Annotated in this window: 14 protein-coding genes; 2 read left to right on the top strand and 12 right to left on the bottom strand. The window is 36.2% G+C overall.

Features of this window, described 5'->3' with window-relative positions; all coding sequences use genetic code 11:
- The first annotated feature begins 243 nt into the window (after nucleotides 1-243).
- A complete protein-coding gene (locus HMPREF3116_RS03840; protein ID WP_070467875.1) occupies nucleotides 244-1,908 on the top strand; it encodes an NFACT RNA binding domain-containing protein in 1,665 nt (554 codons plus the stop codon).
- 98 nt (nucleotides 1,909-2,006) lie between these two features.
- Here HMPREF3116_RS03840 and HMPREF3116_RS03835 read toward each other — a convergent pair whose 3' ends face one another.
- Nucleotides 2,007-2,930 carry a diacylglycerol/lipid kinase family protein gene (locus HMPREF3116_RS03835; RefSeq protein WP_070467874.1) on the bottom strand — a complete coding sequence of 308 codons (924 nt, stop codon included), beginning with the start codon at nucleotides 2,928-2,930 and terminating at the stop codon, nucleotides 2,007-2,009.
- 200 nt (nucleotides 2,931-3,130) lie between these two features.
- Here HMPREF3116_RS03835 and lexA point away from each other — a divergent pair, with 200 nt between their 5' ends.
- Entirely contained in the window at nucleotides 3,131-3,742 is a 612-nt protein-coding gene (lexA, locus tag HMPREF3116_RS03830; RefSeq protein ID WP_070467873.1) for a transcriptional repressor LexA, read from the top strand.
- A 154-nt stretch (nucleotides 3,743-3,896) separates the two neighbouring features.
- Here lexA and HMPREF3116_RS03825 read toward each other — a convergent pair whose 3' ends face one another.
- From HMPREF3116_RS03825 to ybeY, 11 genes are all read right to left on the bottom strand, one after another.
- A complete protein-coding gene (locus HMPREF3116_RS03825; protein ID WP_070467872.1) occupies nucleotides 3,897-4,409 on the bottom strand; it encodes an adenine phosphoribosyltransferase in 513 nt (170 codons plus the stop codon).
- A complete protein-coding gene (gene recJ, locus HMPREF3116_RS03820) occupies nucleotides 4,409-6,754 on the bottom strand; it encodes a single-stranded-DNA-specific exonuclease RecJ (RefSeq protein ID WP_083272749.1) in 2,346 nt (781 codons plus the stop codon). The genes HMPREF3116_RS03825 and recJ overlap by 1 nt, the downstream gene beginning before the upstream one ends.
- A gap of 33 nt (nucleotides 6,755-6,787) precedes the next feature.
- Nucleotides 6,788-7,585, bottom strand: coding sequence for an SDR family NAD(P)-dependent oxidoreductase (locus HMPREF3116_RS03815; RefSeq protein ID WP_070467871.1), 798 nt, complete (start codon nucleotides 7,583-7,585; stop codon nucleotides 6,788-6,790).
- 23 nt (nucleotides 7,586-7,608) lie between these two features.
- Nucleotides 7,609-8,532 carry a ribonuclease Z gene (rnz, locus tag HMPREF3116_RS03810; RefSeq protein ID WP_070467870.1) on the bottom strand — a complete coding sequence of 308 codons (924 nt, stop codon included), beginning with the start codon at nucleotides 8,530-8,532 and terminating at the stop codon, nucleotides 7,609-7,611.
- 104 nt (nucleotides 8,533-8,636) lie between these two features.
- Nucleotides 8,637-9,962 (bottom strand): GTPase ObgE, encoded by a 1,326-nt coding sequence (gene obgE / locus HMPREF3116_RS03805; protein ID WP_070467869.1) that lies wholly within the window; start codon nucleotides 9,960-9,962, stop codon nucleotides 8,637-8,639.
- A 35-nt stretch (nucleotides 9,963-9,997) separates the two neighbouring features.
- On the bottom strand, nucleotides 9,998-12,076 hold the full coding sequence (gene glyS / locus HMPREF3116_RS03800) for a glycine--tRNA ligase subunit beta (protein ID WP_070467868.1): 2,079 nt from the start codon (nucleotides 12,074-12,076) through the stop codon (nucleotides 9,998-10,000).
- Nucleotides 12,076-12,993, bottom strand: a complete 918-nt coding sequence (gene glyQ / locus HMPREF3116_RS03795) for a glycine--tRNA ligase subunit alpha (RefSeq protein ID WP_070467867.1) — start codon at nucleotides 12,991-12,993, stop codon at nucleotides 12,076-12,078. Before glyQ ends, glyS begins: the two co-directional genes overlap by 1 nt.
- Nucleotides 12,994-13,254: 261 nt before the next feature.
- The gene (gene recO, locus HMPREF3116_RS03790; RefSeq protein WP_070467866.1) at nucleotides 13,255-14,055 is read right to left on the bottom strand and encodes a DNA repair protein RecO; all 801 of its coding nucleotides are present in this window, start codon (nucleotides 14,053-14,055) and stop codon (nucleotides 13,255-13,257) included.
- 52 nt (nucleotides 14,056-14,107) lie between these two features.
- Nucleotides 14,108-15,106 carry a GTPase Era gene (era, locus tag HMPREF3116_RS03785; RefSeq protein WP_083272748.1) on the bottom strand — a complete coding sequence of 333 codons (999 nt, stop codon included), beginning with the start codon at nucleotides 15,104-15,106 and terminating at the stop codon, nucleotides 14,108-14,110.
- A 22-nt stretch (nucleotides 15,107-15,128) separates the two neighbouring features.
- Entirely contained in the window at nucleotides 15,129-15,548 is a 420-nt protein-coding gene (locus HMPREF3116_RS03780; RefSeq protein ID WP_070467865.1) for a diacylglycerol kinase family protein, read from the bottom strand.
- Entirely contained in the window at nucleotides 15,523-15,999 is a 477-nt protein-coding gene (ybeY, locus tag HMPREF3116_RS03775) for an rRNA maturation RNase YbeY (protein WP_070467864.1), read from the bottom strand. The genes HMPREF3116_RS03780 and ybeY overlap by 26 nt, the downstream gene beginning before the upstream one ends.
- Nucleotides 16,000-16,016: the final 17 nt, after the last annotated feature.

The following is a 16,016-nucleotide window of genomic DNA, read 5'->3' as shown; positions in this document are numbered from 1 at the left end:
AGATACAACTAATTTATGTGGCTTTGCCAGTTTTTCATTGTTTGCACAGTAGTTAACATTTGAGTGGCTCCCTTCATCTTTGATATCTTGTTAATCAAATATTAGCAAATCATGAGAAAAAAGACAAGCATAATATCAGGAAAAAGGATAATTCATTTTGGATTCGATATGTTAAAATGATCCACTTTTTTGCCAAAAGAAATAAAAACCCTTATAATAGTGTGTTAGGAAGGTGGTGCTTACATGTCTTTTGACGGTATGTTTACCCATGCACTAATTAAAGAATTAAACACAACGTTAGCAGGTGGTCGGATTCATAAAATCCAACAACCTTATGAGATGGAACTGGTATTAACTATCCGTGCTAACCGCAAAAACCACAAATTATTAATTTCAGCCCATCCGAGTTTCGGGCGTATACAAATAACAGAGCAAGCCTATAATAATCCTGAAACACCACCAAACTTTACTATGGTATTACGGAAATATGTTGAAGGAAATATTATTGAAGGTATTGAACAGTATGATAATGATAGAATAATCATTTTTAATTTAACTAGAAGAGATGAGTTAGGTGACGCTAGTCAACAACAATTAATTGTCGAAATCATGGGACGTCATTCCAATATCTTTTTATTAGACAAAGATAAGAAGATTATCGATGCGATTAAACATGTGCCAATGTATCAAAATACTTTTAGAACAATCTTACCTGGTGCAACTTATCAACTTCCTCCACATCAAAATCAAGTGAATCCTTTTAAAGTTGGCGAAAATTTTGAAGCGGATAAATCTTTAATGACAACAAAGTTCTTACAGAGTCAATTGATGGGGTTGGGTCGTGATTCGGCTATTGAATTAGCACACCTAATTGAAATAGATAGTCGTAAACCATATGAAGTCATTCGAGATTTCTGTATCAGATTTGACCATCCTACGCCAACACTAGTGATACAAGAGAATAAGCAACACTTTTTAGCGTTCCCTTATGCTACTATTTCTGGTGAGAAACACCAATATCATAATTTAAGTGAACTATTAACAGCATACTATGCAGAAAAAAGTAAGCATGACTATGTGCGCCAAGTTGGTAATGCGATTATTCAAGCAGTAGATAAGAATCTTAAGCACCAACACAAACGTTTGGCCAATCTAAATCAAGATATAGAAAAGTCGTCTAAAGCAGATATCTTCCAATTAAAAGGTGAATTATTGACCACCTTTTTATACCAGATTGAAAAAGGTCAAACAGAGGTTACCTTAGCGAACTACCACGATAATGACCAACCGATTACAATCAGCTTAGATCCCGCCCTATCGCCATCGCAAAATGCACAGAAATATTATCACAAATATAATAAGTTGCGTAATGCGATTAATCATATTGAGAAACAAAAACAAGTTGCTGAAGCTGAAATCCAATATCTAGAATCTATTCAAACACAATTAAATTTTGCTGAACCAAATGAATTAGCAGATATTCGGGAAGAATTAATTGATCAAGGTTATCTAAAAAAACAAAAGCAAGATAAGAAAAAGAGATCAAATAATGCTTCAGCTAAGCCTCGGGAATTCCAAACTCAAGAAGGGAATCGTATTTTAGTTGGACGTAATAACAAACAAAATGATCAATTGACCATGCGTCAAGCCAACAAAAACCACTATTGGTTCCACACAAAGGATATTCCCGGTTCACACGTTATTTTAGAATCTAGTAATCCTAGTGAGGCTGAAATTACTCAAGCTGCACAATTAGCGGCTGCATATTCAAAATACAGGCAATCTAATAATGTACCTGTTGATTACACACAAGTAAAACATGTAAAAAAACCAAATGGTAGTAAACCTGGTTTTGTAAATTATTTTGAACAAAAGACTATATTTGTAACACCAGCCAAATTGAACTAACATTTCTATATAAAGAGGTCGAACGAAAAGCTATTCTTTACCAGCCATATGGCTAACCAACCTAGCGTATACTCGTTCGACCTTTTTAGATATTTATACTAACGAATACGTTTATAAGCATGTTTTTTTACTTGGCAAGTAAATACAGGCAACTGATAGATCTCGCCATCACAGTTTAAGTTCATTGGCAATCCGTTCTCACTTATATATACTACTTCATCACAAGTTAGATGATGCAACTCTTTAACACCACCATGGTTTCCTGAGAAAAATTTATATATTAAGCCCCATATTTTGCGTGTTGGAAGCGTTTGCGCATAGACCAATTCTAGCAATCCATCATCCATTTGACCATTAAGATTCACCTTAAAACCACCACCGTACATGATTCCATTACACAAAGCGGCAAGTATATAAGGGCCAGGTTCAATTTGCTGATCCACTCCCGCTAACCGGGCTTTTAATATAATATCAAAAGCTGTACCATTTGTTAATGCCTTAGGAATAGAAGCCATATAGACATATTTTTGAAATATTTTGTTCTTTTTCTTGAAATGATTAGCCTGGTACACGACATTTGCATCTAAGCCAACACTCAAAATATTCATGACATATAAATCTAACTCAGGAATAAAGATAGCATCAGTCGCACTAGTTGCCCCTTTAAAAATTTGATCAACTTGATCTTTAATTGATCGCTTACCATATAAACTTCCGTAAAAGTCATTTCCCGTACCAAAAGGTAAAATAGCAAAAGTAAAATTTGTATCGATAACTATATTCCCAATTGAGTGTACAGTGCCATCTCCACCACAAGCGATCACTACACCGTCAGCGTATTTTTTGGCAAAACGGTCGATTAAAAATTGACTAGATGTTTTTGAAGTTGAATAAACTAAAAATATATTATCTTTATCTATACCAAATATAGACGCTCGCTCTTGTATTAATGCATTAATATCAGCTTTTTTCTTCTTTCCGGCTGACTTATTGAATATAAATAAAAAGCCCTTATCACTCATGTTTGTCACCCTTTGTCTAAATTATAAAAGCGTTTCATCATCACCTTCATTATAGCAAACAATTTATTATTCAATGTTATATGGTTTTTTGTTTAGTTTATCGAATGTACGTTTGTATTGACCGAACATACGTGCTATACTAGATTCAAATAAAAGCGAATAGTTAGAACTCATAACCTATATCAAAAGGAGTACAGCTAATGAAAGAACGTCATCTGCAAATACTTAAATGTATTTATTCTAATATACAAAGTCAAGGATTCCCTCCCACTGTAAGAGAAATCTGTGAAGCAGTAAATTTATCCTCAACATCAACCGTACATGGCCATTTATCACAATTAGAGAAACAAGGTTATCTTCTACGTAATGCGACAAAACCTCGTGCCATGGAGATTACTGACAAAGGGTTGACATTGTTAGGTGTATCTAACCAAGGTATCCCAATGATCGGTACAGTAACAGCTGGTCAGCCAATTACAGCAATTGAAGAAATTGAAGATTATTTTCCAATTCCACCTACTCTGCAAAATCAGTCCGAATCATTATTTATGTTAAAAATTCGTGGCGATTCGATGATTGAAGCCGGTATCTTAGACGGGGATTATGTGATTGTTCGGCAAGAATCAACTGCTAAAAACGGCGATATCGTTATTGCAATGACAGATGAAGGGGAAGCTACCTGTAAACGTTTCTTTAAAGAAGATGGATATATTCGCCTGCAACCTGAAAATCATAGTTTAGAACCGATCATTTTAACAGATGTTCAAATTTTGGGTCGCGTTATTAGTCTATTTAGAGAACATACATACTAAACTCAGTATAGCTATATAGTGTGCACATTTTGTTTGCCCTATATATAAAGAAACTGCCTCGAGCACACGTCCATAATACCCTATATCAAAAAAACATGACGCCCTACTGTCTAGTCTACTTAACTGACGAGGGTTAGTCATGTTTTTTTTAGAATTAATAATGCATCAATGAAAAGACATCTGTTCCAGCAATTTTTTCTCTAGCCTTAAATTCATCTAATTCAACTAAGAAGGCAGCGCCAACTACTTCGCCACCCAATTTCTCGATTAACGAAACACATGCTTCGATTGTGCCTCCCGTAGCTAATAAATCATCAGCGATAAGGACTTTGTCACCTGGTTTGATAGCATCTTTATGGATTTGTAAAGTTGACTTTCCGTACTCTAAACCGTAATCAATAGATTCGATTTCACGAGGTAGTTTGCCTTTCTTACGAGCTGGTACAAAACCGATGTTTAATGCATAAGCAACCGGACAACCTACAATAAAACCACGAGCTTCTGGTCCGACAACGACATCAACATCTTTTTCTCGTGCAAATGCCACAATTTCATCGATTGCTTCGTGGAAAGCTGGACCATTCCCCATCAGAGGTGTAATATCTCTAAATAAAATATCTTTCTCTGGGAAGTCCTGTACATCTGCAATATATTGTTTAAAATCCATTATTTTCCTCCTGAATAGAAATAATCTTTAATCATAGTAACATCATTATACCGCAATAATCGTTCATTATTGATTTGGGACGCCCAATCAGCCATAGTTTTAGTGGCTAGTAAGTCAACTTTCTCACTGACCGGTATGGTCACTAAATCTGTATTATGCCATTTGACTAGCTCAGCTTCTTCTAGAACTTTCACCATTAATTCTAGTTTTACCTTGGAAATTTTAAAGTAGTCTGCCAGTACTTGCTCATTACCTGCAAGTGGTACAGTCCCATGCCCTTGTAAATATTTATATAATTGAGCGAATTCTTGACGTGTTGGTTTTCCTACCAAATAAGCATTAATAGAGGAGTATGCATAGACATAAATATTATCAATCGCCTTACTAATTATCAAGTCTTTTATAGCTGATAAGTCTTTTGGAATATCAAAAATTACTAAGCTTTTATAAGCAACAAGGGTCGTGCCCTTTTCTATAATTTGACCAATATCACTAGTCATAATTGCCTCACTGGTGAAAGGAATATCATCCTTATAAGCTTGGAAAAATGGCTCATTTTCAAAAACATAAATGGCATTTTCTATCGACATAATTTGATTACGCTCGCGCAAATTCCGTAAATCAAAAATACTCTTACTTGCTTGACGAATATCTTTGATTTGTGCTTGTGGTGATTGATTACCATTCCATGCATTAACAGACAAACTAAATACCACATCAATTGGTTCATTCGCTACTAGTTGTTTCGCTAAGTCACCCGACTTGAAAGCAATCATACTTATTTTGACATCACCGTCTGTTACCATTAGCTTTAAGGTATTTTTATCTTTTCCAATTAACTGAATTTGTGATAATTGAATATCTCTCATTAGAAATAAAGGCTGTCTATTATCGGTTCCAAATGGCTTTATCGGATCAAGTGCCTTAATATTTTCAAGGGTAATATCAGAAATATCAATAACCCCATCAATTCTTAAGGGTGTTTTCTGATTAAATACCGATGCAAATTCAATCATTCGATCAAGTAAAGTTGTTTTCCAATCTTCAAATTGATCAATAGGAACTGTCATCCCGGCAGCCATTTCATGACCACCAAATTTATCTGTATAATCTTTTCCAGCTTGTAATACTTGGAAAAGGTCAATTCCTTCAACGGAACGTCCAGACCCTTTATAAGTACCCTTTTCGCTATTCTTACTTAATAAAATAGTTGGGCGATGGTACTTTTCAACCAAACGACTAGCTACAATACCAAGCACCCCTTCGTGCCAACCTTCCTGACCTAAAATAATCATCTGTGGTAAATGATTTTCGCCATCAACGAGAGCTTCAGCTTCTTTCACCATCTCATCTACAATTGCTTTACGAGCGTTATTCTCTGAATCTAATAGTTCAACCAATTCTGCTACTTCTTGGTCATCAAATGAAGTTAAAAATTGTACTCCAGGATTTGGATCACCTAGACGACCTAATGCATTTAATCTAGGCCCCAGAATAAAACTAATTGTTTGTTCATCGATTTGGTCAGGTTGAATATTTTCTTTTTCAAAGAACATTTGTAATCCTAACCGTTCAGTATGCTTCATTTGGTCTATACCAGACGAAACAATGACCCGGTTTTCATCAGTTAATGAGACTGAGTCAGCAACTGTTCCAATCGCAGCAACATCTAGTAAATCACTAGGTGTTTCACCAAGTAGCGCTGTAGCCAATTTTAAGGCCACACCAGCCCCCGCTAGATCACCAAAAGGATATTGCCCTTCTGGGTGACGTGGGTGGACGATGGCATAAGCATCCGGCAAGCTATCGCCAATTTCATGATGGTCTGTGATAATCACATCAATCCCTTGCTCTTTAGCATAAGCAACTGCCTCATGACCAGCGACACCATTATCACAAGTGAGTATTAATTGGGTGCCTTTCTTGATGTAATAGGCATAGACATCTTTGTTTGGCCCATATCCATCTTCAAATCGATTAGGTAAATAAAAAGATACATTCGCCCCAAGCATCTCTAGTGTCTCATAGAGAATAGTTGTTGATGTAATCCCATCTGCATCATAATCCCCATAAATTAAAATTTCTTCATAGTTTTCAACGGCTTGCTGGAGTCTTGAAACGGCCTTATCCATATCTTTTAACAGGAATGGATCGTGAAATATGGGCTCTTTAGCAATAAAAGCTCGGATAGCTGCTGTCGTTTGATAGCCTTTATCATAAATAACTTGTACAACCATTTTGGGTAAGGATAAGTCTTCAGCTAGTTGTTGGATAAAGGCTGTAGATTGGTCATCCTCTTTCGTTAAATATTCAGGTTCTATCCATTCATAAACTGATTGCAACAAAATTGGTCCTCATTTCTAAATACTGTAGAAAAATCAGTCTCTAAACTGACCTTTTTTAAAAGTTAAATGTATTAAACGATAAGCTACGTTTGGTGCCAATCGCATCAAGCGATTCATGATATCATAGTAGAATGGTACAACTAGCTCAAACTGGCCACGTTCGATTGCGGTTGCCATTTTGTCCGCCACAATCTCTGGTGTTGTAGCAAAAGTTTGGACATTTTCAAAATATGACCCATCTTTATCTGCGATATCAAAGAAAGCTGTGTCAACCGGTCCTGGTAGAATGCAAGTAACCTTAATCTTAGTCGACCATAAATCTTGTCTTAGTCCATTGGCAAAGGCATGAACACCTGCTTTACTAGCTGCATAAACGGCTGACTTAGGTGTTTGGATTAAACCAGCTACTGAAGAAATTAAAGTAATATTATTTGTTTTAGTATCTTGGTCTAACATTCCAGCTGCAAAGCGTTTTGAAAGAAACATAGTCAATAGTAAGTTTGTATGCGTTAACTTGGCAATTTGAGTATAATCTTGGTCTTCAATCGTTGAAAAATCACCGAAACCTAAACAATGTACGAAGTTTTCAATCTGACCTTTATCAAAACAGTATTTGGCGAAATTTTCAGCTTCATCTCCCGTAACTAAATCCGCCGTATAGGCTAACACTTGACCGGCACCTAGTTCAAGAGCATGCTTTTTTGTTTCATTTAGTCGCTTTTTATTACGACCATTGATAATGATATTTCTACCTTTGCTAGCCATCTTGTAGGCAAAAGCTTGACCGATTCCTGAAGATGCACCTGTAATGACTGTATATGTTTGAGACATTTTCATCACTCCTATAAATTTCGCTACTTACCTAGATTAATTGAATCAAAATCTTTTACAATGTGACTATTATGAAATATCTTTTTAGCGTCTGCTTCTAATTGTTGTGATGTCTTCCCTACATATCTTGCTGAGATATGCGTTAATAGTAATTGTTTAACATTCGCCTCCTTGGCTACTAGACCCGCTTGCTTGGCAGTTGAATGATAGTAATTACGCGCCATACGTTCCTCACCTTCTGCAAAAGTAGCTTCATGAACTAATATATCCGCATCTTTCGCTAGTGCAACAGCATTACGATGATAACGCGTATCTCCTAAAATAGTAATAATACGACCTTTTATATCTGGTCCAATGAAATCCTGACCATTCAACTGTCGTCCATCATCTAGTGTGATGGTTTTTCCTTGTTTTAATTGACCTAATAACGGACCATTTGGTACACCGGCTGCTCTTGCTTTATCAATCAATAATTCACCTACCTGATCTGCTTCAATTACCCTATAACCATATGACTGGATAGCGTGGTCTAAAGTCTTGTAAATGACTTGATATTGGTCATTTTGAAAAACAATACCTTCATCTGCTAACTCATGAATGATTAAATCATAGCCTAAGCTAGTACGGGTAACCTGAAGAAAATTTTCTATATATGCTTTTATCCCTTTAGGTCCGTATATCGTGACCGCTGATTCTCCGCCTTGATGACTTCTTGAAGATAGAAAACCTGGTAAACCAAAAATATGGTCGCCATGTAGATGCGTAATAAAAATTTTAGTGACTTTTCGGGGTTTTAACGTGGTTTTCATGATTTGATGCTGGGTTGCTTCGCCACAATCAAACATCCACATTTCATTACTCTCGTCTAATAATTTTAACATGATACTAGTTACATTCCGACTTCTACTCGGTACGCCAGCACCTGTTCCTAAAAAAGTTATCTCCACTTTCTTTCGCTCATTTCTATTTATAAATTCGTAAAAACCAAGAGCGCACATTAAATCCAAGTTTCCCTGTTCAATGTGCGCTCCTGTTTCAATGCCTAGAAAATCTATTCTTGGAATTCAAACTCGTAATCCAATATTCGGATAATATCCCCTTGCTTAGCACCACGTGCAGCCAAGGCTTTATCAACACCCATATTCTTCAATTGACGAGCAAATCGTAATGCTGACTCATCATATTCCAAATTAGCCATTTTAAATAATTTCTCAATTTTATCCCCATATAGATAGAAAGTACCATCTGATTCTCGTCCTACATAGAATGGCGGTTCTTCATCTTCAGGCATTTCATAAACAACTGTTTCTGTAGAAGCTTGTTTACCTTCTTCAGCAATCCGCTCTTCTTCCAAGCGAATCAATTCGGCAGTATGGTCCATTAAAGGTTCCAATCCTTCTCTAGTATAAGCAGAGATTGGGAATATCTCTGGCAGTGCTAAATCTGGATAATTTTCAGCAAAATAGCTTGCAAGTTTCTCCTTAAACTCTTCAATATATAATTCAGCTTCAGGAATATCCATCTTGTTCGCTACGATAATCGTTGGTCGTGACATTAGTTGATCATCATAATGATGTAGTTCCTTATTAATAGCAACGTAATCCTCAAAAGGATCTCGATTTTCAAAACCACCCATATCAATTACATGTAAAATTACCTTAGTTCGTTCAACATGACGTAAAAATTGGAAACCTAGCCCTATACCGTCAGCTGCTCCCTCAATTAAACCTGGTAAATCCGCTAGTACGAATGATTCGTTTGAACGTGTATTCACTACACCTAAGTTGGGCGTAATTGTTGTAAAGTGATAGTCCCCTATTTTTGGTGTTGCTGCCGTCACAACAGATAATAACGTTGATTTCCCAACTGAAGGGAAACCTACTAATCCTGCATCAGCAATTAATTTTAATTCTAGTTGCAGGGTAATTTCCTCTCCTGGTTCACCATTCTCCGCGATTTCCGGTGCAGGATTGTTATGAGTGGCGAATTTCATATTCCCACGACCACCACGACCTCCGTGAGCAACAACAAGTTCTTCACCATCTTTTACTAAATCACCAATAATTTGACCAGTGTCAAAGTTTTTAACTACTGTTCCAGGGGGTACAGCGACATACATATCTTCTGCACCACGTCCATACATTCCTTTAGGCATACCATTTTCGCCTGGTTTCGCTTTGAAGTGACGGTTGTAGCGGAAGTCCATCAAAGTTCTCAATCCTTCATCTACTTTGAAGATAACGTCACCACCACGGCCACCATCTCCTCCAGCTGGACCACCATCTGGACGATATTTTTCTCGTAAAAAGGCAACCATACCGTCGCCACCCTTACCTGCTTTTACCCAGATTTTAGCATAATCAAAAAATGTTGACATATGTTCCCCCCTCCTTTCAATTACGATTACTATACTTATTTAGTGTTAATACGGTTTGTATCAGCAAGTATTAAAATCGCTTGTGCAATCAAACTCAAAATTGCCAAACGGTTATTTTGCACCGTTTGTTCTTCTGCAAACACCATATTGTGATCAAAAAATTCAGTGATTATTGGTGTTAAGGCCTCAAGTTGATTATAGTTGTCTTGCATGTCATTTGTCATCTCTAAGCCTTTAGCACTATTAAATAATGCTACTTCAGATTCAGTTTCAAAACGGCTCTCATCTATTATAGCATTCTCCACGTTTAATTCGCGGGCTTTCTTACCTAAATTCAAGATACGATTCCACGCTTCGAGTGTTTCTTTAAATGAAGATTTACTACTTGCTTCTTGTAAGACCTTACTTGCTGCTAATTTCGTTAAAATATCATTTGAACGACTTTGTAAGACAGCATCCGCAATATCATAACGAATTTCTTGATCATTCAATATCGCTTTCAAACGGTCATTTACAAATTGACTCAATGCCGTTTGTAATTGAAGTAGACGATCTTGATCTTGAATATCATAAACAGTTTGCAAGATACTTATAATATCAGTTTTCCAGTCAAAAGTTAACTCATTTTCGATTAGAATGCGCACAATTCCAGAAGTTTGACGACGTAAAGCAAACGGATCGTTTGATCCAGAAGGAATACGGTTGATATTAAAGAATGAGATAACAGAATCTAATTTATCTGAGACTGCAAATAATTTTCCTAATTGGCTAGCTGGTAATTCTCCATCTGCAGAAATAGGCATATAATGTTCACGAATAGCGGTAGCAACAGCAGGAGTTTCACCAAATTCTAAGGCATATTTTTCACCCATAACACCCTGTAATTCAGAGAATTCATCTACAATACCTGTTACTAAATCAAATTTATAGATTTCAGCAGTACGTATAATATCTTCCGCTTGTGCATCGGCAAATTCATCTGACCATTTTTCAGCAAGGTATTGCGCAATTTGACCTGTACGTGTCATTTTTTCTTGTAATGTACCAATTTCAGCGTGGAAAGTCACCTTAGCCAAACGATCCTGGAAGTCTTGAATGGTTTTAGTTTTATCTTCATTTACAAAGAAGAAGCCATCTTCTAAACGAGCAGTTAGCACTTTTTGATTCCCTTTTCGAACATTATCCAGATATTCAGCATTTCCATTACGAACTGCTAGGAATAAAGGTAACAAGTTACCAGCTTGATCTTTAACATAGAAGTAACGTTGATGGTTCTTCATTGAAGTAATAAGTACTTCATCTGGTAATTCTAGGTATTTCTCATCGAAATTACCAATAAAGGCTGTTGGATATTCAACAATCTGTGTAACTTCTTCAAGTAAATCTTCATCAATATCAATTTGATAGTCATTTTCACTCGCTAATTGGTTGATTTGTTGTTCAATCAATGCTTTTCGTTCATCTTGATTAACAATGACAAACTCTTTTGCTAATGCTGCTTCATAAGCATCTGCATCAGCAATCGTTACAGCTTGGTCACCTAAATAGCGATGTCCACGAGAAACATTTGAAGCTGTTAAATTTAAGAAAGTTAATGGTAAGACTTGATCATCCAGTAATGCTACCATCCAGTGAATTGGGCGAATATATTTGACATCATATGAAGCCCAGTGCATAGAAACAGGAAATGACATATGATCAATAACAGTTACAATATTTTGTAAAATATCTGCTGCAGGACTTCCTGGGTTAGATATTTCAATGAAAACATACTCTTCCCCTTTTACTTCCTCAAAGTAAATATCTTCAACAGATGCGCCTTTTCCGCGAGCAAAACCTTGCGCAGCTTTGGTCCAGTTACCTTCTTCATCTTGGGCAATACGTTTAGCTGGTCCCTTAGCAACTTCAGAAAAATCTGTTTGTTTATCTGCTAGACCATTCACACGAACTGTTAAACGACGTGGGGTCGCAAATGTTTCAACATTTTCAAAAGTTAAACGGTTTTCTGTTAAAAAGTTTTCAACTAAAGCTTTTAATTGGTTAACGGCATTACGCACGTATTGGGCAGGTACCTCTTCTAAACCAATTTCAAATAAAAATTTATGTTGGCTCATTATTTTGCCTCCTTCAATAACGCTTCTGCTGTTTCGCGGTCTAATAATGGGTAACCCAAATCAGCACGTTTTTTCACAAACATTTTAGCTACGCGACGCGCCATATTACGGATACGTGCTAGATAAGCAGCACGGTCAGTAACAGAGATGACCCCACGTGCATCCAATAAGTTAAATGTATGTGAGCATTTTAAAATGTAGTCATAAGCCGGGTGAACTAATTCATTATCGATCTGTTTTAGCGCTTCAGTTTCATATTTATTGAAGGCAGAGAACAACATATCTACATCTGATTCTTCAAATGAATAAACTGAGTGCTCATACTCAGCTTGGCCAAAAATTTCACCATATTTGACCCCTTCAACCCATTCAATATCATAAACTGAGTCAACCTCTTGGATGTAAGAAGCTAAACGTTCTAAACCGTAAGTTAATTCAGATGTTACAGGCTTACATTCCAATCCACCAACTTGTTGGAAATAAGTAAATTGGGTAACTTCCATCCCGTCTAACCAAACTTCCCAACCCAAACCAGCACAACCTAATGAAGGATTTTCCCAGTTATCTTCTACAAAACGAATATCATGTTTTAATGGATCAATACCTAATTGTTTTAGGCTTTCAATATAAAGCTCTTGAATATTTTCTGGATTTGGCTTCATCACGACTTGGAATTGGTGATGTTGGTATAAACGGTTTGGATTTTCACCATAACGACCGTCAGCTGGACGACGAGATGGCTCTACGTAACAAGCATTCCACGGTTCAGGTCCGATTGCTCGCAAGAAGGTATAAGGTGACATAGTACCCGCACCTTTTTCAGTATCATAGGCATTTAAAACTAAGCAGCCTTGCTCTGCCCAGTAATTTTGTAAAGTTAAAATAATATCTTGAAATGTTTTATGATTCGTTGCCAAGATGTTCACTTCCTCATTCTTAATCTTTAGTGGTCAAATACATCAGAAGACACAAAAAAGCCCCTATGTATTTGAAAAACAAACACATAGGGACGATTATATCGCGGTTCCACCCTACTTCTAATGCATAAACTCATTAGCGCTTTATTGCTAAGTGCTCCAATATGCCTTCACATGAGTTCAATTCGGCCGCTTTCACCATCCGACCTCGCTTTAGAATCTACCTCTAGTTACTTAGTATTTTCATTGCACTTCTTATATTCAGCTATTATCATACTTTTTTTCTCTTTTATCGTCAAGTGGATTGATAAAAGTTTCTAACTGACTAATAAAGTGTCTACTCTTCAAATGAATGCCAACGTACTCCTCATATAGGTCATCTAAAGCCTGTCTAATTTCAGCTTTGGTACTAACCTGTAAGTTCACTTCTCCTAACCTATCGTAGGAAATTTGGCTGAACATTCGAATAAAATGACTAGCTCTAGGTGACCAATGCAAACGGCGTTCATCCATATGAAAATGATCCGCACATAATACCCCAGCATATGCCATAGAATAATCAAATCTTCCACTGTCCTGGCCACATATTGCACAATATAGAAAATTCGGTGCTACACCAAATTTAGGTAGCAACTGAATTTCAAATATATTCGCCACAACAGACGGATCAACACCTGCTTCAATTTTACCTAAACCTTGCCACAACAAATCAAAAACCTTGTCTTCTTGAATAAAATCTTCAAAAGCAGCATCCGTTAATCCTGTCATATAAGCAGCATAAGCATTGGCTTGGATATCATCAATCGTCGTCTTAGGAAATTGAATATTGCCAGTATCATTCAAGAAGGAAAAGCCTTGATCATTTATAGTCCCAACAAAAGAGGCGCGCATATATGGAAAGGCAATCTCTTTTAGACTATTATTTTGTCGTTGAATATTTTTAACAAAAAACATACGCTTTCCGTATTCTTTTGTAAATATCTTAATTAGTAAATCATTTTCTTTATACTTACGCGTAAAAAGGACAATCCCATCGAATCGCGCATAATGATCCTTCCGCATGGTCTTGCCCTCCTTTTCATACACATTTGCATATACCTACTTCGTTTGTGGATTAGCCTTTGTAATTTTTATAGTTATAACCTAAATCACCTAAGTTTGATTTATTATTACGCCAGTTCTTTATGATCTTCACCCATAGTTCCAAATATATTTTTGAACCTAATAGATTTTCAATTTCTTTGCGCGCATCAACACCTATTTTCTTGATCATTTTACCACCTTTGCCGATAATGATGCCTTTTTGGCTTTTTTGATCAACTATGATAGTGGCATATACATGGACGCGGTCTAATTCATCTTTTTGCATAGAATCAACTTGAACAGCTACCGAATGTGGAATTTCTTCATAGGTATTTAATAGAATCTGTTCACGAATTAATTCAGATACCACAAAATATTCTGGGTGGTCTGTAATAAAATCAGATGGATAATACTGTGGTCCTGTTGGTAAAAGATTCACCAAGGTATCCATTAGGGTTCCAACATTATTTCCGTTTAAAGCAGATAAAGGAATAATGCCATCAAAACTATCTGGGTTTGGAATCGTTTCTATAAAATCAGCTAAAGTATCTGGTGAAACTTTATCAATTTTATTTATCCCTAAAAACTTGCGTGTTTTATAATTTTTAATTTTTTCAAAGACAAATTTATCACCAGGTCCAATGGGTTCTTCAGCATTTACAAGCATTAAGATAACATCTACTTCCTCAAGAGATTGGTAAGCAGACTTATTCATAAATTCACCTAACTCATTATGTGGTTTATGAATACCAGGTGTGTCAATAAAGACAATCTGTGCTTCTTCTGAAGTGTAAACAGCTTGAATCTTATTACGTGTCGTCTGAGCTTTATCAGACATGATCGCTACTTTTTGACCAACAACACGGTTTAAAAATGTTGACTTTCCAACATTAGGACGACCAACGATTGCTACAAAACCGGATTTATAACCATCAAAATTATCTTCTGCCTGGGCACCATCATCTTCTAGTAACTTTTCTAAGTCCTCAATATTATCAAAATCGTTTATATTAAAATCTTCTATATTCAAAAATAGTCTCCCTTATTCAGTATTAATGGAAAAAAAGTAAAATTTCAGGAACAAAAATGAGTAAACCAACAATGACGGCCATCATAGAAGAAATTAAGACACCTCCAGCGGCTACATCTTTCACATTTTTAGCAATTGGATGATATTGTTGGTCGGTAACTAAATCAATAATCCACTCAGCTATGGTGTTGGTAATCTCCATACAAATGACAATAGCACACGTTAATATGAGAATTAACCATTTCTCAATAGACAAATTGAAATAATAGGCTGCTAACATCACTAATACTAAGCCTAGTAGTTGATATCGAATGTTACGCTCATGAACAAATGCAAATCGAATACCACTCAAAGCATAGCCCATAGATTCAAAAAAATTATGATTTTTATCCACCTTGGGCAATTCTGGTGTTTGCTTACGCTCTTTTAAGTCCATAAGCATCTAAAATTTCTTTCTGTAGACTAAACATTTCCTTCTCATCCGTTTCATTCATATGGTCATATCCATTCAAATGTAAAAAGCCATGGATAGCTAAAAAACCTAACTCGCGTTCAAAAGAGTGTCCATATTCCTCAGCTTGTGCTCGGGTTTTATCAATTGAAATGAAAAGATCCCCCAGTTCTCGTGGCATGTCTTCTGGTAGACCAACAATTGATAGTTCATCTTCACCAAGATCTTCAATCGCAAAAGAAATCACATCGGTTGGACTGTCAATATTACGGTAAGTTCTATTGATTTCATGAATTTCTGCATCATTCACAATAGTTAATGATAAATCAATTTCTCCTGTTAATTCTAAATAATCAGCTGCAAACTCTAGCAATTCATGTAACATTTTTTCATCTTCAGCAGAAACTTCCTTTGTTTTATCTTCATAAATTAAATCTAACATATCTTCACCTTTTTTCT

The organism is Aerococcus sp. HMSC10H05, assembly GCF_001806975.1.
Taxonomy (GTDB): Bacteria; Bacillota; Bacilli; order Lactobacillales; family Aerococcaceae; genus Aerococcus; species Aerococcus viridans_B.
This window is presented reverse-complemented; position numbering and strand designations above follow the sequence as displayed.

Coding starts and splice junctions, on each gene's coding strand:
- HMPREF3116_RS03825 (WP_070467872.1), bottom strand. CDS start 4,409: ATGGATTTTAAACAATATATTGCAGATGTACAGGACTTCCCAGAGAAA.
- HMPREF3116_RS03815 (WP_070467871.1), bottom strand. CDS start 7,585: ATGTCTCAAACATATACAGTCATTACAGGTGCATCTTCAGGAATCGGT.
- HMPREF3116_RS03840 (WP_070467875.1), top strand. CDS start 244: ATGTCTTTTGACGGTATGTTTACCCATGCACTAATTAAAGAATTAAAC.
- lexA (WP_070467873.1), top strand. CDS start 3,131: ATGAAAGAACGTCATCTGCAAATACTTAAATGTATTTATTCTAATATA.
- recO (WP_070467866.1), bottom strand. CDS start 14,055: ATGCGGAAGGATCATTATGCGCGATTCGATGGGATTGTCCTTTTTACG.
- ybeY (WP_070467864.1), bottom strand. CDS start 15,999: ATGTTAGATTTAATTTATGAAGATAAAACAAAGGAAGTTTCTGCTGAA.
- glyS (WP_070467868.1), bottom strand. CDS start 12,076: ATGAGCCAACATAAATTTTTATTTGAAATTGGTTTAGAAGAGGTACCT.
- HMPREF3116_RS03835 (WP_070467874.1), bottom strand. CDS start 2,930: ATGAGTGATAAGGGCTTTTTATTTATATTCAATAAGTCAGCCGGAAAG.
- obgE (WP_070467869.1), bottom strand. CDS start 9,962: ATGTCAACATTTTTTGATTATGCTAAAATCTGGGTAAAAGCAGGTAAG.
- HMPREF3116_RS03780 (WP_070467865.1), bottom strand. CDS start 15,548: ATGCTTATGGACTTAAAAGAGCGTAAGCAAACACCAGAATTGCCCAAG.